Genomic DNA, 18,841 nt, shown 5'->3' on the forward strand with positions numbered 1-18,841 from the left:
CGGCGGCTGCCTGTGCGCCGCGCGCCCGGGTTACGGCACGTTTCCTCAGTCCGCGCGCAATACGATCGTCGCGAGCGGGGGCAAGGTCAGCGCGGCGGAATGTGGCCTGCCGTGGCTCGATACATGGTCGGAATGAATCAGCCCGCCGTTGCCCATGTTCGAGCCGCCATACACGCCTGCATCGGTATTGAGCACTTCCACCCAGCGTCCGCCGCGCGGCATGCCGAGCCGATAGCCGAGCCGCGGCACCGGCGTCATGTTGCACACCACGACGAACTCCTGGCCCGCGCCGTCGGTGCGCCGATAGGCGAACACGCTGTTGCCGCTGTCGTCGCCGATCAACCATTCGAAGCCGCCCGGTTCGCTGTCGAGCAGATGCAGCGCGGGCTCGTTGCGATACAGATGGTTCAGGTCGCGCACCAGTAATTGCACGCCGTGGTGGTTCGAATCGTCGAGAAGATGCCAATGCGGCGAGCCGTCATGGTCGAACTCCGCCATCTGGCCGAATTCGCCACCCATGAACAGCAGCTTCTTGCCCGGATGCGTCCACATGAAACCGAAGTACGCGCGCAGATTAGCGAAACGCTGCCAGCGGTCGCCGGGCATCTTGCCGAGCAGCGAGCCCTTGCCGTGCACCACCTCGTCGTGCGAAAGCGGCAGCACGAAGTGCTCGGAATATGCGTACACCATGCCGAACGTCATGTTGTGGTGGTGATACTGGCGATACACCGGGTCTTCGTGCATGTAGTGCAGGGTGTCGTGCATCCAGCCCATGTTCCACTTGAAGTCGAAGCCGAGGCCGCCGTCCGCGAGGCGCGCGGTCACGCCCGGCCATGCGGTCGATTCCTCGGCGACCGTGATCGCGCCGGGGGCGCCCGGCACATAGCGGACCTCGTGATTCAACCGCTTCAGGAACGCGATCGATTCGAGATTCTCGCGGCCGCCATAGATGTTCGGCACCCACTCGCCGGCCGCACGGGAGTAGTCGCGATACAGCATCGACGCGACCGCATCGACGCGCAGGCCGTCGACGTGATAGCGCTTCAACCACGCGAGCCCCGACGCGATCAGGAACGCGCTGACCTCGTTGCGGCCGAGGTTGTAGATCATCGTGTTCCAGTCCTGGTGATAGCCTTCGCGCGGATCGGCATGCTCGTAGAGCGGCGTGCCGTCGAAATCGATCAGGCCATGCGCGTCGTTCGGGAAATGCGCGGGCACCCAGTCGAGAATCACGCCGAGCCCTGCTTCGTGCGCGCGATCGACGAAACGCGCGAACTGCTCGGGCTTGCCGAAGCGCGCGGACGGCGCGAACTGCCCGAGCGGCTGATAGCCCCACGAACCGCCGAACGGATGCTCGGCGATCGGCAGAAATTCGATGTGCGTGAAGCCCATGCTCTTCGCATAGGGGATCAGGCGCTCGGCGAGCTCTTCCCAGACGAGACCACGCTGGCCTTCCTCGGCGACGCGCAGCCACGACTCCGCGTGCACTTCGTAGATCGTGATCGGCGTGCGCGCGGTCTGCTTGTCGGCGCGCGACTGGATCCACTCGTGATCGCTCCACGGAAACTGCTCGATCTCGTCGACGTGTGCGACGATCGATGCGGTGCCCGGCGGCTTTTCCGTCTGCATCGCGCACGGGTCGGCCTTCAGCGGCAGCGGATGGCCGTCGCGCGACAGCAGCTCGTATTTGTAGCGCGTGCCGGCGCCAACGCGCGGCACGAACAGCTCCCACACGCCCGCCTGGTGACGCAGCCGCATCGGATGGCGGCGGCCGTCCCACGCATTGAAGTCGCCGACCACCGACACGCGCCGCGCATTCGGCGCCCACACCGCAAAGCGCACGCCCGGCACACCGTCGACGTCGACCGGCCGCGCGCCCAGACATTCGAGCACCGCGTACGGATCGCCGCGCGCGAGACGTTCGAGCGGCTCGTCGCCGAGCACCGGAGCAAACGAATAGGTATCCTCGACTTCCTGCACCACACCATGCCAGTCGATGCGCAAGCGATACGGCATCGCCGACGTGATGCGGCCCGCGAACAGGCCAGGGCGCAGTTGTTCGAGTTCACCGAGCGTCGCGCCATCAGCGCGCGAAATCACGGTGACGTGCGCGGCGTTCGGCAGCAGCGCGCGCACGATCGGCCCCGCGTCCGTCTGATGCAGCCCGAGCTGCGAAAACGGATCGGGGTGACGCGCTTCGACGAGCGCGTCGATATCGACGGGTTGAAGGCCTGCGGCCGCATCATGCTCACTCATAGTCGCCCTCGGCCGGGTTAGGCGGCGTGGCCGCGCCAGGCGCCTGGGTTGACGGATCGTGGTGCGGCGGCCTGCCGGTGTCGCCGAGCAGCCGGCTCACGAGCGCCGCGAGGCCGCGCACCGGCAAGCCGAGCCACGCCGGTCGGTTGGCCGCTTCGTAGCGGATTTCGTAGGCGGCCTTCTCGATCAGGAACAGATCGAGCAGCGCCTCTTCGGATTCGGGCGCGACGAGCGGCGTCGGCGACTGCGCGGCGGCCGCGCGATATTGCGCGAGGAACGCGCTGGTCGCGTGCGCGCGGAAGCGCTCGAACAGCGCGCGCTTGCGATCGGCGGTCTGTTGCGGCGCGCTTTCGGTGGTCGATTGCGCGGCCGCGCTCGCATACGAGAGCGAGCGCATCAGACCCGCCACGTCACGCAACGGGCTCGATTTCTGGCGACGCTCGTCGAGCGAACGCGCGGGCTCGCCCTCGAAGTCGATCAGGTACGCGTCGCCGTGCGCGACCAGTACCTGGCCGAGATGGAAGTCGCCATGGATGCGGATGCGCAACGCGCCCGCGTCGCCCGGCACCAGCTTGTCGACGGCCTCGACGAGCGCGGCGCGGCGATCGATCAGACTTTGCGCAAGCCCCTTCGTGTCCGCGTCGCTCATGTCCGCGATGCGCGGCGCGAGCAGATCGAGCGCGGCCGCGAGCATCGTCTGCGTCGCGTCGACCCATGCCTTCACCTGTTTGGCGTTGGCCGGTTCCGGCGCGAACGCGGGGTCGTCGCTCGGCGTGGCGAGCGCGACGTGCAACTCGCCGAGCCGGCGGCCGATGATGCCCGCGAGTTCGCCGTAACCGTCCAGCAGAATCGATTCGTTCGTGCGATCGGGTACGCTCTGCGTTTCGGTGTCGATCGCGATCGCGAGTTCGTCGACCGAGCGGCGCAGATAATCGAGCGACCAGTTCCACGCATCGCCCTGATTGTCGATAAAGCCCTGCAGGATCGCGAGCGTATGCGGCACGCCCTCGGGATCGACGCGCACCACTTCGCCATACAGCGGCGCGGTGTTCGCATAGCCGAGCTGCGTCAGATAGCGGCTGATTTCCGCTTCCGGATGGATGCCGCTGACGAGCCGCCGCACCAGCTTCAGCACCGCGGCATCGGCGACGATCAGCGAGCTGTTGCTCTGTTCGGCCGCGAGCCAGCGAATCTCGGGCCGCTCGCCGAGAGCGTCGAGTTCGGCGAAGCGCTCGGTCGGCAGGAACTTGATCTCGCTCTTCTGCACGGTCGGCACGACCGCGCGCTCGCGCAGCTTGCGCAGCACGTTGTGCGCGAAGATCGGCAGCGAGAACGCGTCGGTCAGATGGCCGACGGTGCGGCCGCGCCGCACGCGCGCAAGCGCCAATTGCAGGAACAGCGGCGTGGTGGTTTCGCCGCCCCATGTGAGCGCGATCGGTACCACGTAGCGTTCGGTGTGGTTGCCGACGTCCACTTCGATTTCGGTGAATGCGAAGCCGCCGTTCGGGATCGTGGTCAGCGCGGCGAGCCGCACCGCGTGCATCTTCTGATCTTTCGACGCGAACCAGCGGCGCCGGCTCAGCCACGACGGCAGCACTTCGGATTCGAGCAGCCGCACGTTTTCGGGTGTCGGCCCGGTCTGCCCCTCGCGGATCACGATCGTGACGAACTCGGGCAGCGGCACGGAATGCGCCTGCGCCCATGTCGGACGCCCGCCGCCTTCGCACAGCATGAACCACAGGAAGCCGTAGGGCGGGAACGTCAGCAGATAGGTCAACTGGCCGATCGCGGGGAACACCGAATCGGCGGTCATCTCGATCGGCACGAAGCCGTTGAATTCTGACAGCTCGAGCTCGACCGCCTGCGGCGCGCGCGACAGATTCGCGACGCACAGGATCGGCGCCTCGCCGGGCATCTCGCGCAGATACGCGAGAATTTTGCGGTTTTCCGGCTTCAAAAAGCGGATCGTGCCGCGTCCGAAGGTCTGCTTCGCGCGCCGCGTCGCAAGCATGCGGCGGGTCCAGTTCAGCAGCGAATGCGGGTCGCGGCTCTGCGCTTCGACGTTGACCGCGTCGAAGCCGTACAGCGTACCCATCACGGGCGGCAGCACCAGTTGCTCAGGGTCGGCGCGCGAGAAGCCGCCGTTGCGATCCGACGACCACTGCATCGGCGTGCGCACGCCGTCGCGGTCGCCGAGGTGGATGTTGTCGCCCATGCCGAGTTCGTCGCCGTAGTAGATGACCGGCGTGCCGGGCATCGACAGCAGCAGCGAGTTGATCAGCTCGATGCGGCGGCGGTCGCGCTCCATCAGCGGCGCGAGACGGCGGCGAATGCCGAGATTCAAACGTGCGCGGCGATCGCTCGCATAGGTGTTCCACAAATAGTCACGCTCGGAATCGGTGACCATTTCGAGCGTCAGCTCGTCATGATTGCGCAGGAAGATCGCCCACTGGTTCGATTCGGGGAGTTCCGGTGTCTGCTTCATGATGTCGGTGATCGGGAAGCGGTCTTCGCTCGCGATCGACATGTAGATGCGCGGCATCAGCGGGAAGTGGAACGCCATATGGCATTCGTCTTCGTTGCCGAAATACTCCTTCACGTCCTCGGGCCACTGGTTCGCCTCGGCGAGCAGCATCCGGTTCGGGTACTCGGCGTCGATGGTCGCGCGAATCCGCTTCAGGACCTCGTGCGTCTCAGGCAGGTTCTCGTTGTTGGTGCCTTCACGTTCGACGAGGTATGGCACCGCATCGAGCCGCAGCCCGTCGATGCCCATGTCGAGCCAGAAACGCATCACCTGCAGCACCTCTTTCAACACCGCCGGATTGTCGAAGTTCAGATCGGGCTGGTGCGAGTAGAAGCGGTGCCAGTAGTACGCGCCCGCAACCGGATCGTGCGTCCAGTTCGACGGCTCCGAGTCGATGAAGATGATGCGAGTCTCCGGGTATTTCTGATCGGTATCGGACCACACGTAGTAGTTGCGATAGTTCGAGCCGGGCTTCGCGCGCCGCGCGCGCTGGAACCACGGGTGCTGATCCGACGTGTGGTTGATGACGAGTTCGGTGATCACGCGGATGCCGCGCGCGTGCGCTTCCTGGATGAAGCGCCGCACGTCCGCGAGCTGACCATAGTCGGGATGCACGTTGCGGTAGTCGGCGATGTCGTAGCCGTCGTCACGGCGTGGCGACGGATAGAACGGCAGCAGCCAGATCGCGTTGACGCCGAGCTCGGCGATGTAGTCGAGCTTGGCCATCAGACCGGGGAAATCGCCGACGCCGTCGTTGTTCCCATCGAAGAACGACTTGATGTGCACCTGATAGATGATCGCGTCCTTGTACCACAGCGGATCGTCGCTGAGGGCCGCGGGTTTGCCGCGGCGGCGCGTGCGTACCTTCGCCGCGGTGCCGACGGCCACGGCCGTTTGCGCCTCGTGCGCGGTTTGGGCTGGATCGTCGCGCTTCATGTTCCACCTTCCATCCAGGTTGGGTTGACAGCGTCTGCGTGAGGAGCGCTGTCGGGATCGTGGTCGCTGTCCTCGGGGCGATCGGCGGGCAGGCCGCCTAGCGGCGCGATGCGCCAGATCGAGAACGGTTGGCCCGAGCCGAGCCGCACGTGTTGCCAGCGTCCGTGCCATTCGAAGCGTGCGCCGGTCATCTGGTCGATCACTTCGAGCGTGGCGTGATCGTGTAGATGCCAGCGCTGGAACGTGTCCCACGACAACTCGATGTCCGCGCCCTGTTCGTTGAACGGATCGAGATTGATCGCGACGACGATCACGTTGTCGCGCGATTCGGTCGCTTTCTCGAAGCACAGGATGAGGTCGTTGTGCGCGGCGAGGAACGTGAGACCGAGATGCGTTTGCAGCGCCGGATTCGCGCGACGGATGCGGTTCAGTGCCGTGATCTCGCCGACGATATTGCCGGGCCGGTGCCAGTCCCACGCCCGCAACTGATACTTTTCGGAGTCCAGATACTCTTCGCTGTTCGGCAGCGCGGTGGCCTCGCACAGTTCGAAGCCGCTATACACGCCCCACAGGCCGGCCAGTGTCGCGGCCAGCGCCGCGCGGATCAGAAAGCCCGTGCGTCCCTGCGATTGCAGATGGCGCGGGTTGATGTCCGGCGTATTGACGAAGAAGTTCGGCCGATAGAAATCGCGCGCGCCGGTCTGCGTGAGTTCGCCCATGTACTCGGTGAAATCGCGCTTCGACTCGCGCCACGTGAAGTACGTGTACGACTGCGAGAAGCCGATCTTGCCGAGCCGGTTCATCATGCGCGGCCGCGTGAAGGCTTCGGCGAGAAAGATCGTGTCGGGGTGGCGCGCACGCACGTCGGCGATCATCCATTCCCAGAACGGCAGCGGCTTGGTGTGCGGATTGTCGACGCGGAAGATGCGCACGCCCGCGTCGACCCAGAACAGGATCACGTCGCGCAATGCGAGCCACAGGCCGGGCTTGGCGTCGTGCGCGTAGAAGTCCGGGTTGACGATGTCCTGATACTTCTTCGGCGGATTCTCGGCGTAGCGCAGCGTGCCGTCGGGGCGCCACGCGAACCACGTCGGATGCTCCTTCAGCCACGGGTGATCGGGCGAGCATTGGATCGCGAAGTCGAGCGCGATCTCGAGGCCATGCGCATGCGCGGCGGCGAGCATCGCCTTGAAATCGTCGAGCGTGCCGAGTTGCGGATGCACGGCGGTGTGACCGCCCTCGGCGGCGCCGATCGCATAGGGACTGCCCACATCGCCCGGCTGCGTGGTCAGCGTGTTGTTGCGGCCCTTGCGGTTCGCGAGGCCGATCGGGTGGATCGGCGGGAAGTACAGCACGTCGAAGCCCATGTCGCGGATGCGCGGCAGCTTCGCGCTCACGTCCGCGAACGTGCCGTGGCGCGACTCGTCGTCGCTCATCGAGCGCGGGAAGATCTCGTACCAGCTCGCGAAACAGGCGGCCGTGCGTTCCGCGTCGATCTTGTAGATCACGGGGTCGCGGCTCAGAAACGGGCGATGGCGCGCAGCGGTCATTGCCTTCGCTGTGGCGGGCGCGAGAATCACTGCGAGCTTCTGTTCGGCGTCGGCCTTCTGGAAGTCGCGCACGATGTGTTCGAGCGGCTCCTTGTCGGCGCCTTCGGTCGTCTCGACTTCGGCGAGCACGAGCGCGAACAGATGCGCGGCTTCGTCGAGTTCTATCTCGACGGTCTGGTTCGCCTTCAGCTTCTTCTGGATGTGCTCGACGAGCGACGCGAAGTCGTCGCGCCACGCGATCACGGTGAACTCGTAGCGGCCGATCCGCTCGAGCGGAATGCGCGCGCTCCACAAGTCGAGCCCGGCCGGCGGCGCGGGCGACATCAGTTCTTCGTGCCACGCGGTTTCGTCGGCCGCGCGCCACAGCACGGCAGCCGCGATCTTGTCGTGACCTTCGGCGAAGATCGCCGCGCGAATTTCCGCGCGCTCGCCGACGCTGCGTTTCGCCGCGAAGCGGCCGTTTTCCACGGACGGCGACACGCTCTCGATCGCGACGCGCGGCGCTTCGACCGCGTCGAGCACTGTCTTGCGGCCGCTGCGTTTGCTGTTCGCCTTGTCGATCGGCGGCGCGAGGCAGATCGGCTGTTCCGCGAACGCGCGCAGCAGCCGCACCGCACCGGGCGCGAGCGCGAACGGCGCGAGTGCCGCGGGTTCGGTTCGGCCGCGCGCGCCGAGCGGCGCGAAGCGCGTAAAGCTGCCCGGCACGCCCGCGAGGAAGCGCGCGGGATCGACACGCACTGGCGCACCGAGCTCGGGATTCACGACGATCAGGACTGCTTCGCTGGCGTCGCGCAGATCGGCTGCGTCGCCGCGCAGCAGAACCGCGGCCGATGCGCCGGGGCCGCTCAATGGGCGCAATTCACCGTTCGCGTGCAGCGTCGGCGTGTTGCGCGCGAAGTCGTTGGCCTGGGTGACGGCGGCGCTCAGATCGAAGCGGCGCGACTGCGCGGCGCGGGCGAACTGCGCGGCGTCGCCGCGCGTTTGCGACATCGGTTCGGCGATGCCGTATTCGAAGCCCATCGGCATCATCCAGCCGCTGCCCAATGCAACCGACGTGAACAACGCGCGTCGATACGCCCGCTCGACGATCGCCGCATCATGCACGTCGCTCAGCTCGGCGGCGAGGCGCGTACCGTACGGCGCTTCGGGAAAGGCGATCGGCGCACCAACGCGCGCGAGCGCCGCATGCTCCTCGGCCATCCAGCTCGAACGGAAATCCCACCAGCGCACCGACGAAAACGCGCTGTCGAAGCCGGCTGCTTCGAGACCGGGCAGATCGCCGCGCGACAGGCCCGGCGTTGCCGCGAGAAAGCGCACGCGCGGATGCTGCGCGCGCACTTCATCGCCGAGGTGCCGCCATACGGCAGCCGGCACGCGATGCGGCGAATCGAAACGGAAGCCGCCGACACCCGCCTCGGCGAGCGCGAGCAGTTGCTGGGTCCACCAGACGCTCAGCGAGGCACTCGTCGCGGGGTCGTCGAAATTCGCGTAGGCAACGTTGTCTTCGCGATGCACGTGGCGCGGATCGAGCCGTGCGAGCTCGGACTCACGCGCGTGAAACCAGTCCGAATGCTCGCTGTACAGCACGCCGTCGGCGGCCATGCGGTCGATCACGAGATCGACCAGCAGCGTCAGGTTGTTGCGGCGCGCGGCATCGGCGAGCATGCGTACGGCGTCGTGCACGGAATGCTGCGCCTCGAACACGGGATGCAGCCGAGCGTGATTGCCGACCACCTGGCCATGGCCGGCCTGGCCGGGCTCGAACAGCCCGCCGATCAACGCATGATCGAAGCCGAGCCCGGCCGCATGAGCGAACTGCGCGGGCCAGGCATCGAGGGGCCCGACGAGAAGAGAATGAAAAAAATAAATCCGCGGCGCGTACCCGTTTGGAGATTCCATCGGTCGTTTCCAGAGTTGTCCTGCTGCGGTGTGGATGCACTTGGCATGCGATCACAGCGCTCATTGGGCTTCCCGAGCCGGATACCGCGCGATGCGTCAGCGGGGGCACCTACTGGTCAATGTAGTGCAAAGATCGTCGCGCCGCTGGCCAGTCGCGGGTGCTTTGACGCCAGACGCCGGTCTCGCGGGACTGGTCGTCACTCGTCGCGGAAAGGAGCAAACCGTGTGCCAACGCGCGGGCAGCCGGGCACCGCGCTAGCGCGGAAACGGGGAGGTTACGGTGAGATGGCGGGTGCCGAAGGTGCGCGCGCGCACGGAGCGCGCGCAAAAATGCGGGCATTGTTACGCACGCCACGGGTGGCCGGCATGTAAATCGGGGTGGTGCGGGGCCGGTTTTACACGGGCGGCCCCGCGTTGCACGGAATGCGGTTCAAGCGGACGCGTGAAGCCTGGGTGCCGCTCGTGTGGCAGCCATGTGGCCGCCATGTGGCACGCGCGTGGCACTCGCATGAAATTCATCCGAACGCCGCGCAGCGGCCGTGTCACGAACCCAGCAGCCCCGCCGCGATGTTCACGCACAGGCCGAGCACCGCGACGTTGAAGTAGAACGACAGGACCGATTGGGCGAGCGTCGCGCGGCGAATTTCGCGTGAGCGCAACACGACATCGGAAGTCTGCGACGCGACCGCGATCGTGAACGAGTAGTACAGGAAGTCCCAGTAGTTCGGCAGTAAATGGTGATCGGGAAACTTCAACGCGGTCTCTTGCGCGTCCGTGTCGTAGTAGAGGCGCGCGTAGTGCAGCGTGAAGATCGTCGGAATCAGAAACCATGCGCCGATCAGCGTCAGACCGGTCAGCAGGTAGTGCCAGACGGTCGTTGCGCCGCCCGCGCCCTTGGCCGACGCGAGTTCGAGCACGATCGCGGCGATGCTCGCGATCGTCGCGACGCAAATGACGACCAGCACGACGCCCGCGTTTTCGTCGTCGCGCATCGCGTATTCGCGCACGCGGTGCTCGTCGGCAAGAGCCATATGCACCCAGATCATCAGCAGGTAGCTCCAGATGGCCGCGTCCCAGCCGATCAGTGTGCGGGCGATCGGACTCGTATGACCGGGCACGAGGAACGCGACGACGATCCCGATCACGAGGCCGATCACCGTGCGGGGCCGATTGCGAAGAAGCTGGGGATAGTAGTTGATGGACATGGATTCGATGAACGACGAAGTGTAGGGCAGGCGGTGTCGCGGATTCTACGCGTGCAACGCGGACCGATTGTCGAATGGTGGGTCACAGGCTATAGTCTTTCGCGGCGGCCTTGCGCGCCGCTTTCACTTGAAAGGCGATTGGTAGATAACGGCAGCAATCGTTGCGGTCATGCATGCAACACCGCACATGCGGCGCGCGTGAATCACGCGCACGGATACGAGACCGCTGAAGCGGCGTAAGACCAGGTTTGGGGAAGAGCAAACGAAGCGGCAGGCGAACGGCATCATGCCCTCGCCGCGTTGCTCGTCGAGAACGACTCATCATCTGGAGCCCCCATGACAGATGTTCCTGAGGATAACGATGCGCATCCCCACGTGACGCATCGGCAAGGAGCGAAGTCTTATCGCAATGCCACACGTTTCACCGGCTTGCCGCCGTCGTTTTCCGCTTCGCGCAGGGCCTGGGTGCTCGGCTCGTGCGCGACGGCCGCGGCGCTCGCGTTCGCCGGCGCGAGCCGTTCGCTGGCGTGGATCGCGCCCGCCTTCGCCGATACGCGGCCAGCCGGGGGCGGACTCGATGCCTTCCTCGCGCTTTCGCAACACCTCACCGGTCGTAGCAGTTTCGATACCGTGCTTGGCCAACGTGTCTACGATGCGCTGTCGCGTGCCGATAACCAGTTCGCGCAGAACGTCGCGGCGCTGAACACGTGGCTGCAAGGCCACGGCGGCGTGCCGTCCGATACGGTCACGCAGGCGCTGCAGACCGACCAGCCCGCGCTCGCGAAAACGGTCGGCGCGATCATGCGCGCGTGGTATCTGGGCCTCGTCGGCGACATGCCGCACGTCCAGGTGATCGCGTATGAAAAGGCGCTGATGTTCGAGCCCGTGCAAGACGTGCTCACGATTCCCTCCTATTGCCGCGACGTGCCGTTCTACTGGACGCAGAAGCCGACGCCCGCGTGAGCCGCGCGAGCCCGCGAGCGGGCCACGCCAGCAGCGCAACCAGCACGCCGGACCCGCAAGCGTCGCACGAACAAAGCCCGCAACTGGCAGGGCATCGAAGAGAGAAACGATGGCAAACACACAATCCGCCGATATCGTCGTGGTCGGCTCCGGCGTCGCCGGCAGTCTGGTTGCGCATCAGCTGGCGCTGGCGGGCGCGTCGGTGATCCTGCTCGAAGCGGGGCCGCGCATTCCGCGCTGGCAGATCGTCGAGAACTTCCGCAACTCGCCGGCCAGGTCCGACTTCGCGACGCCGTATCCGTCGACGCCTTACGCGCCGCATCCCGAGTACGCGCCCGCGAACAACTACCTGATCCAGAAGGGCGATTATCCGTACAACTCACAATACGTGCGGCTGGTCGGCGGCACGACCTGGCACTGGGCGGCCGCCGCGTGGCGGCTGCTGCCGTCGGACTTCCAGTTGCGCAAGCTGTATGGCGTCGGGCGCGACTGGCCGTATCCGTACGAAACGCTCGAGCCGTGGTACGTGGCCGCCGAAGTGCAGCTCGGCGTGTCCGGTCCCGATAGTTCGATCGATCTCGGTTCGCCGCGCTCGAAGCCCTATCCGATGCAGCAGCTGCCACTGTCGTACATGGATCAGCGGTTCAGCGACGTGCTCAACGCGCAGGGCTTCAAGGTCGTGCCCGAACCGGTCGCGCGCAACAGCCGGCCGTACGATGCGCGGCCCACCTGCTGCGGCAACAACAACTGCATGCCGATCTGCCCGATCGCCGCGATGTACAACGGCGTGATTCACGCGGAGAAGGCCGAGCAGGCCGGCGCGAAACTGATTCCCGAAGCGGTCGTGTATCGCATCGAAGCGGACGACAAAGGGCTCATCACCGCGGTCCACTACAAGGACCCGAACGGCAATAGCACACGCGTCACCGGCAAGCTGTTCGTGCTCGCGGCGAACGGCATCGAAACGCCGAAGCTGATGTTGATGTCGACCTCCGACAAATTCCCGCACGGCGTCGGCAACAGCTCCGATCAGGTGGGCCGCAACCTGATGGACCATCCCGGCACCGGCGTCACGTTTCTCGCCAACGAACCGCTGTGGCCCGGCCGTGGTCCGATGGAGATGACCTCGATCGTCAACTTCCGCGACGGCGCGTTCCGCTCCGATTACTCGTCGAAGAAGCTGCATTTGTCGAACGGCGTGCCGACGATGGGCGTCACCGCCGACCTGCTGAAAAAAGGCCTGACCGGCGCCGAGCTCGACCGGCAGATTCGCGACCGCGCGGCGCGCACGCTGAACATCAACAGCTTTCACGAACATCTGCCGGAGCCGCAGAACCGCATCGTGCCGTCGGCAGATCACAAGGACGCGCTCGGGATTCCTCAGCCCGAGATCTACTACTCGATCAACGACTACGTGAAGAAGAGCGCCGCCAATACGCACGAACTGTATGCGCAGATCGCGACGCTATTCGGCGGCACCGAGGTCTCGTTCGACGACAGCTTCGCGCCCAACAATCACATCATGGGCACGACGATCATGGGCAGCGATGCGGCGAGTTCGGTCGTCGACGCGGACTGCCGCACGCACGATCATTCGAACCTGTTCATCGCGAGTAGCGGCGTGATGCCCACCGCCGCGTCGGTGAACTGCACGCTGACGATCGCCGCACTGTCGCTGAAACTGGGCGACAAGCTGAAGCGCGAAATCTGAGCGCCGACCGGAGAGCCACAATGACGAAGAACACCTGTCGCGTGCAGCCGGACCCTGCGCTGATGCACGTCAACCAGCGCCGCCGCTTCGGCGGCGCGGCGCTCGCGGCCGCGTTTTCGCTGTTTGCGCTGTCGATAGCGTGGCACGAGTCGCACGGCCCGGCCGCAGACTCGACCGACGAAATGCCGATCACCCAGGCGCGCGCCGGCGACGCGGCGCAGGCTTCGGCCGGCGGCCCGGCCATGCTCGCCGGCAAGGCCGCGAATGGCGAACTCGTGAAGCGCGGCCAATACCTGACCCGTGCTGCCGATTGCGCGGCCTGCCATACGGCGGACAAGTCGCGCCCATTCGCGGGCGGCCTGCCGATCAGCACACCGTTCGGCACGATCGTGACGCCGAACATCACGCCCGATCCCGACACCGGCATCGGCCAATGGAGCGACGCCGATTTCATGCGCGCGATGCACGAAGGCATCGGCAAAGGCGGCGAGCGGCTCTATCCGGCGTTCCCATACACCGCCTACACACGCGTGACCGAACAGGACGTGCTCGCGATTCGCGCGTATCTGAACACGCTCGCGCCGATTCACTACACGCCGCCCTCGAACAGCCTCAAGTTCCCGTTCAATCAGCGCTGGCTAATGGTGTTCTGGAACATGTTCAACTTCACCGAGGGGCGCTTCGTGCCGGACCCGAAACAGAGCCCCGAATGGAACCGAGGCGCGTATCTGGTCGAAGGGCTCGCGCATTGCGAGGAATGCCATACACCGCGCAATTTCATGCAGGGGCTGAAGTCGAGCGCGCGTTTCTCCGGTGCGGTGCAGGCCGGCTGGCATGCGTTCAATATCACGCCGGACAAGCTGAGCGGCGTCGGCGACTGGCGCGACGACGAACTCACGGCGTATCTGTCGACCGGCGCGGCGCCGAGCCGCGCAAACGCGGCCGGCCCGATGGGCGAAGTGGTCGCGAACAGCACGCAGTACCTGACGCCGGTGGATCTGCGCTCGATCGTCGTGTTCTTGCGCTCGGTGCCGGCCGTGAGCGGCGGCGACGCGCGTCCCCGTCATCAATGGGGCAAGCCGGCCAGCGACGTCACCGCCATGCGCGGCACCGCGATCACCGGCGTGAACGGCGCGCAGCTGTTCGTCGCCAATTGCGCGACCTGTCATGGCTGGACCGGGCAGGGCGTGGGCGCGAGCGCGCCGGGCGCGTATCCGTCGCTGATCCACAACTCGACGGTCGGCGCGAACGACGCGAACAATCTCGCGTTGGTCATTCTGCACGGCGTGAATCGCACGACCGCGCACGCGGACGTGCTGATGCCCGGGTTCGGCGGCCATCTCGACGACGAGCAGATCGCGGCGATCACCAACTACGTGACGAAACAGTTCGGCAATCCGCAGGCGACGATCGCGGCCGACCAGGTGGCGAAGCTGCGCACGCTGCAATAGCGCGCGGGACGACTCGGGCGCGCGCCAGGAGTGACTCGCGCAAACGTGCATTTCCGGTAACGCATACCGCAAATGTGCCGTTTCAGCGTCATTTTTGCGTCGTTCGATGTCTTTCTTGCTCGATGAAGCGTGCGGATACGATAGGCACCCCGCATACGCGTGCGCGTCGGCCGCATTATCATGGTGGAATGAATTCCACCCCCGCCAACTTCGTTCAGCATCACGACGCCAACGAGGCCGGCCGCGATTTCGTGGTCGGCGATCTGCACGGCTGCGTCGACGCGTTGCGCTACCTGCTGCGTCAGATCGCGTTCGATCCGACGTGCGACCGGCTGTTTTCGGTCGGCGATCTGGTCGATCGGGGCGAGCACTCGGAGCAGGCGCTCGCGCTGCTCGCGAAGCCGTGGTTCCATGCGGTGCTCGGCAATCACGAGGACGCGCTGTGCGCGGTCGCCGACGGCCGCTTGCGGCGGCAGTGGTGGTACGGCATCGGCGGCGCGTGGGCGGCCGACGTGCCCGACGAGCGTCTGCGCTATTACGCCGAGCATCTGCGCACGCTGCCGCTCGTGCGCGTGATCGGCAGCGGCAAGGCGCGCTTCAACGTTCTGCACGCCGAATTTTTCGGCTCCGACGCCGAGCTCGACGCGGGCAATTATTCGGCCGAAACGCGCCAGCAATTGCTGTGGGGTCGCGAGCTCGCGCTGGGCAACGGCGATCCGCTGCGGCAGCGCGGGCTGTCGCTGACTTATTGCGGCCATACGCCGGTGCGCGACATCACGCAGATCGGCTCGCAAGTGTTCATCGATACGGGCGCGTTCGGGCCGGACGGCACGTTGACGATCGTGCAGCCGCAGGCGTTGCGTCGTTGGTCGATCTCGGTCGAGGCCGCGCGCGCGGAAGGGGCGGCGGAATTGGCCTTGCCTTGAACGGCTGAAGTCCCCGCGCTGCTTCGCCGCTCTTCTGTCACCCGACCTGATTCAACTCGAACACCATATCGACGCTCCTGCCGTTCCAGTTGTATTCGAGGTATGCCGCGTGATGGCAGTCGCGCAGCAGCATCGTGCGGAATGCCGCGAGGCATTCGCCAGCGCTGTCGCGCACCGACGGATACACGATGCCCGGCGCGCCCGACGCGCGTACCGCGCGCCCGAGCGCCTGTCCGGGAAGGTAGTCGTCGGGCGACAGCACGGCGGGATCGAACTCGGGGTCGCGACGCAAGTCGACCACGCTGCCTTGTGCGACTACCGTGTAGAGACGCATCTGTTGACGCATCGGCGGCTCGGCGCTCGCCTGGAGAAACTGACCCGTGTGATAGCGTGTTTCGGCGATCGCAGTCGCGCGTGAACGCGCGCAATAGAACACGCCGTAGGTGCCGTCGGAAAAGCGGCTGCCGAGCGGATTCAGATGCGTGAGCGCGGCCATGATCGGCCCGTAGCCGGGCCCGAAACGGCGCTCCTCGCGCGGCACCAGATCGAGTTCGCCGATTTCGGTGCGCAGACGGTCGTTGGTCATCGTTTCGAGCGCGTACAGCGCGTCGAAATCCTCCGGCGATGCGACCCGATCGAACAGGTTGATGGCCGGAAAGCGCGTCGGAATCACGCGATACGCGGGCGACCAATCGAGCGCTGCGCTGGTCCAGCGGTCCTGCCATTGCGGTTGTGTCACGCCCAGCCGCCTCGCATTGCGTCGAGATACTGGCGCACGGCCACGAGATCGCTGATGTTGCCCGCCAGCATGCGGTCCAGCGCGCGTTTGCCGCCGAACGGCGGCGCGCTGTTGGGACGTTTGACCCAGGTGTCGGCGGCGCTCGGCTGCGGCAGCAGAATCTGCAGCGCCTTGTAGATGCCGAGCAGCAGCGACAATCGCTCCAGCGTGTCGTGGCTGAGGCGCGCGGTCTCGGGCGTCGCCCTCCACTTGAAGAACGTCGAGCGGCCCGGCTTGCCGAGTAGCACGATCTGCTCGTCGGCGCTCAGGTCCCAGTCGCGCGCGATGTTGAAGAACGCACGCAGACCGGCCGCGGACATCTGCGTCAGCGTGGGTTCCGAAAGCGATTGTCGCGGCGATGCCTCGGGCGAGGAAATTCGGGCAGCGTGAGTCATTGCGGGTAGGTCCCTATGTGTACTGTTTAATGATATTAGTCCAAAAGTGGATTTCTGCAAGAGAATATAATCCCGGCTCGTTTTGGCAGTCGTCGATCAGGAGAAGCAGCAGATGCGGGTTCGAGCAGTAGCAGCGGCGCTGGCCGTGTGGTGTGTGTCGGAGGTGGCGTTGGCTGCCGGTTATGCGGAAGTGTGGAATCCGCCGGAGGCGAGCGGGCATATCGCGAGCGGACACGTTACCCGGCAGGCGCACGCGCGGAAAAAACCCGAGGTGGTGAAAGTGAAGGCGGGCGCCAAGGGCGGAATCAAGACCAAAGCTGGTGCGCATGCGCGGCAGACGGCGAGCGCCCGGCACGCGGCAACCCATGTCGCGTCGGCCGGCGCGGCCCACGGCGGCAAACTCGCGGCGCATGAGAACGGCGAGAAACATCTCGTGGCGGGCGGGAACGTGAAAGGCGGTACGAAAGTCGCGGCGTCGGGGCCGAACCGGTCGCACCCGACCGTGACCGCGCAGACCGCGAAGCACGCGCAGCCACATGTGCAACTGGCGCACGCGAAGCCGGCTCGGGGCAAGGTCGTGCACACCGATTTCGCGGCGGCTCACACCGCGCGTCCGCATGTGGACAAGGTCGCGGCGAAGCCCGCGCTTTCCCGTGCGAATCTGATCAAACCGCCCGTGCGGACTTCGCCGGACGCGTCCGCAAACGTTAGCGACATCGCGCCGATGGGCTCCGTACCCAATCCGGCGACCGCCAGCAGCGGTTCGCTGCCGCCGATCATCCACTAAGACTGCTTCGAGCGGCGCGGTGTGGCATCGGTCGGGCGTCACGCCGTGGCGAGGCCGTTTGCAAGCAGCCGCAGCGTTTCCGCCGAGCGGGCCTCGCGCACGCGCGAATGCAGCGTCACACGCGATTCCGGCAGCGCCGGCAGGCTGAGCCGCACGCCGACGTCGATCAGACCGCGCGGCGCAACCCGACGCGCGAGCGGCGACACGGCGAGCCCAGCGGCCACAGCCGCGCCCACTGCCGCGACGCCACCACCCACAAACACCTCCTGCCAGGCGATCCCCGCCGCCGTCAGCGTGCGCAACGCGACGTCACGCACGTTGCACGGCGGGCTCAATAGCGCGAGCGCTAGCGGCTCACCGACTCGCGGCAGCCATGTCGGCGTCGCGAGCCAACCGAGGGGTTCGCTGAATAGCGTCTGCGCGTCATCGCGCGGCGGTTCGTCGGCGCCGTAGCGGACGATCGCCGCATCGAGCCGGCGTTCGTCGAACTGCGCGAGCAACGCCGCCGATGTGCCCATATGCAACTCGACCACGAGGCCCGGATCGTGTGCGTTGAGCCGGCCGAGCAGGTGCGGCAGATCGGAGCCCGCAACGTGCTCGCTGAGCCCGAGCACGAGCCGCCGCCGCTCCACCGACAGCGCGCCGAGCGCACGCTCGTGCGCGTTCAGCAACTCGCGCGCGGCGCCGAGAAACGCGTGGCCGTCGGCGGACAGACGCACGATGCGCGGCGTGCGCTCCAGCAACTGCTTGCCCAGGTGCGCCTCCAGTCGCTTCAGCTTCAGGCTGACGGCCGATTGCGTGGTGTCGAGCGCGTCTGCGGCGCGCGTGAAGCTGCGCAGATCGGCGACCAGCACGAAGGCGCGCACCGCATCGAGATCGAGGACTTTCATTTCGGATGGAAATGGATGAAATAGACAGGGATATCTGTTTATTATGACCGAGCGCGCCTAAGCTGTGTTCAACCCAACACCGCAAACAAGGAGCCCATCATGCCGCTCACCCGGATCTCACTGCGCGCCGGCAAGCCGGCCGATTACCGCCAGGCGCTGAGCGCCGGTATCCAGCGCTCGCTGGTGGATACGTTCAACGTGCCGAAGGACGACATGTTCATGCTGATCACCGAGCATACGACCGACAACATGATCTATGACCGGCAGTACCAGAATATCGAGCGCGGCGACGATCTCGTCGTGATCCAACTGACCGTCAGCAACACGCGCTCGGTCGAGCAGAAGAAGGCGCTGTATCGGCGCATCGTCGATGAACTCGGGAAGTCGCCGGGCGTGCGGCCCGAGGATGTGTTCATCAATCTCGTCGAGGTCGAGAAGGAGAACTGGTCGTTTGGGAATGGGATTGCGCAGTACGCAAGCCGTCCCGACTAGCGCCATCCGTCATCAAAGAGCGAACCACCGACCAAATTGCGATATTTCAACAAATATTGAAATATAGCGGTGAAGTGG

Annotated in this window: 13 protein-coding genes; 6 read left to right on the forward strand and 7 right to left on the reverse strand. The window is 65.9% G+C overall.

What is annotated here, in order from left to right; all coding sequences use genetic code 11:
- Positions 1-45 precede the first annotated feature (45 nt).
- The 4 genes from glgB to F6X39_RS17600 form a co-directional block, all read right to left on the reverse strand.
- Positions 46-2,256 carry a 1,4-alpha-glucan branching protein GlgB gene (gene glgB / locus F6X39_RS17585; protein ID WP_187617540.1) on the reverse strand — a complete coding sequence of 737 codons (2,211 nt, stop codon included), beginning with the start codon at positions 2,254-2,256 and terminating at the stop codon, positions 46-48.
- A complete protein-coding gene (treS, locus tag F6X39_RS17590) occupies positions 2,249-5,716 on the reverse strand; it encodes a maltose alpha-D-glucosyltransferase (protein ID WP_187617541.1) in 3,468 nt (1,155 codons plus the stop codon). Before treS ends, glgB begins: the two co-directional genes overlap by 8 nt.
- Positions 5,713-9,165, reverse strand: a complete 3,453-nt coding sequence (locus F6X39_RS17595) for a maltotransferase domain-containing protein (RefSeq protein ID WP_187617542.1) — start codon at positions 9,163-9,165, stop codon at positions 5,713-5,715. The genes treS and F6X39_RS17595 overlap by 4 nt, the downstream gene beginning before the upstream one ends.
- Positions 9,166-9,707: 542 nt before the next feature.
- The gene (locus tag F6X39_RS17600; RefSeq protein WP_187617543.1) at positions 9,708-10,370 is read right to left on the reverse strand and encodes a DUF1345 domain-containing protein; all 663 of its coding nucleotides are present in this window, start codon (positions 10,368-10,370) and stop codon (positions 9,708-9,710) included.
- A gap of 336 nt (positions 10,371-10,706) precedes the next feature.
- On the opposite strand from F6X39_RS17600, the gene F6X39_RS17605 reads away from it, so the two are divergent.
- From F6X39_RS17605 to F6X39_RS17620, 4 genes are all read left to right on the forward strand, one after another.
- Positions 10,707-11,333 carry a sugar dehydrogenase complex small subunit gene (locus F6X39_RS17605; RefSeq protein ID WP_187617544.1) on the forward strand — a complete coding sequence of 209 codons (627 nt, stop codon included), beginning with the start codon at positions 10,707-10,709 and terminating at the stop codon, positions 11,331-11,333.
- A 109-nt stretch (positions 11,334-11,442) separates the two neighbouring features.
- Positions 11,443-13,044, forward strand: coding sequence for a GMC family oxidoreductase (locus F6X39_RS17610; RefSeq protein ID WP_187617545.1), 1,602 nt, complete (start codon positions 11,443-11,445; stop codon positions 13,042-13,044).
- Between the two features lie 20 nt (positions 13,045-13,064).
- The gene (locus F6X39_RS17615) at positions 13,065-14,495 is read left to right on the forward strand and encodes a cytochrome c (RefSeq protein ID WP_187617546.1); all 1,431 of its coding nucleotides are present in this window, start codon (positions 13,065-13,067) and stop codon (positions 14,493-14,495) included.
- Positions 14,496-14,683: 188 nt separating this feature from the next.
- Positions 14,684-15,421: a metallophosphoesterase gene (locus F6X39_RS17620; RefSeq protein ID WP_184054885.1), complete on the forward strand. Its 738-nt coding sequence runs from the start codon at positions 14,684-14,686 to the stop codon at positions 15,419-15,421.
- A 37-nt stretch (positions 15,422-15,458) separates the two neighbouring features.
- Here the strand turns inward: F6X39_RS17620 and F6X39_RS17625 are convergent, their stop codons facing one another.
- Together F6X39_RS17625 and F6X39_RS17630 are read right to left on the reverse strand one after the other, a co-directional pair.
- Complete coding sequence (locus F6X39_RS17625; RefSeq protein ID WP_187617548.1) at positions 15,459-16,160, reverse strand: RES family NAD+ phosphorylase; 702 nt, start codon at positions 16,158-16,160, stop codon at positions 15,459-15,461.
- A complete protein-coding gene (locus F6X39_RS17630; RefSeq protein WP_018424156.1) occupies positions 16,157-16,519 on the reverse strand; it encodes an MbcA/ParS/Xre antitoxin family protein in 363 nt (120 codons plus the stop codon). Before F6X39_RS17630 ends, F6X39_RS17625 begins: the two co-directional genes overlap by 4 nt.
- Positions 16,520-16,706: 187 nt before the next feature.
- Between F6X39_RS17630 and F6X39_RS17635 the strand changes: the two genes are divergently transcribed.
- A complete protein-coding gene (locus F6X39_RS17635) occupies positions 16,707-17,381 on the forward strand; it encodes a hypothetical protein (protein WP_187617549.1) in 675 nt (224 codons plus the stop codon).
- Positions 17,382-17,419: 38 nt separating this feature from the next.
- Here the strand turns inward: F6X39_RS17635 and F6X39_RS17640 are convergent, their stop codons facing one another.
- A complete protein-coding gene (locus F6X39_RS17640) occupies positions 17,420-18,271 on the reverse strand; it encodes a LysR family transcriptional regulator (protein WP_184072199.1) in 852 nt (283 codons plus the stop codon).
- Positions 18,272-18,370: 99 nt separating this feature from the next.
- On the opposite strand from F6X39_RS17640, the gene F6X39_RS17645 reads away from it, so the two are divergent.
- The gene (locus F6X39_RS17645; RefSeq protein WP_187617550.1) at positions 18,371-18,763 is read left to right on the forward strand and encodes a tautomerase family protein; all 393 of its coding nucleotides are present in this window, start codon (positions 18,371-18,373) and stop codon (positions 18,761-18,763) included.
- Positions 18,764-18,841 lie beyond the last annotated feature (78 nt).

It is taken from the genome of Paraburkholderia sp. UCT2 (genome assembly GCF_014397665.1).
In the GTDB taxonomy this organism is placed as follows: Bacteria; Pseudomonadota; Gammaproteobacteria; order Burkholderiales; family Burkholderiaceae; genus Paraburkholderia; species Paraburkholderia tuberum.

Bases quoted from the DNA above. Each gene is read 5' to 3' on its own strand.
- glgB (WP_187617540.1), bottom strand. From the start codon at position 2,256: ATGAGTGAGCATGATGCGGCCGCAGGCCTTCAACCCGTCGATATCGAC.
- treS (WP_187617541.1), bottom strand. From the start codon at position 5,716: ATGAAGCGCGACGATCCAGCCCAAACCGCGCACGAGGCGCAAACGGCC.
- F6X39_RS17595 (WP_187617542.1), bottom strand. From the start codon at position 9,165: ATGGAATCTCCAAACGGGTACGCGCCGCGGATTTATTTTTTTCATTCT.
- F6X39_RS17600 (WP_187617543.1), bottom strand. From the start codon at position 10,370: ATGTCCATCAACTACTATCCCCAGCTTCTTCGCAATCGGCCCCGCACG.
- F6X39_RS17605 (WP_187617544.1), top strand. From the start codon at position 10,707: ATGACAGATGTTCCTGAGGATAACGATGCGCATCCCCACGTGACGCAT.
- F6X39_RS17610 (WP_187617545.1), top strand. From the start codon at position 11,443: ATGGCAAACACACAATCCGCCGATATCGTCGTGGTCGGCTCCGGCGTC.
- F6X39_RS17615 (WP_187617546.1), top strand. From the start codon at position 13,065: ATGACGAAGAACACCTGTCGCGTGCAGCCGGACCCTGCGCTGATGCAC.
- F6X39_RS17620 (WP_184054885.1), top strand. From the start codon at position 14,684: ATGAATTCCACCCCCGCCAACTTCGTTCAGCATCACGACGCCAACGAG.
- F6X39_RS17630 (WP_018424156.1), bottom strand. From the start codon at position 16,519: ATGTCCGCGGCCGGTCTGCGTGCGTTCTTCAACATCGCGCGCGACTGG.
- F6X39_RS17635 (WP_187617549.1), top strand. From the start codon at position 16,707: ATGCGGGTTCGAGCAGTAGCAGCGGCGCTGGCCGTGTGGTGTGTGTCG.
- F6X39_RS17640 (WP_184072199.1), bottom strand. From the start codon at position 18,271: ATGAAAGTCCTCGATCTCGATGCGGTGCGCGCCTTCGTGCTGGTCGCC.
- F6X39_RS17645 (WP_187617550.1), top strand. From the start codon at position 18,371: ATGCCGCTCACCCGGATCTCACTGCGCGCCGGCAAGCCGGCCGATTAC.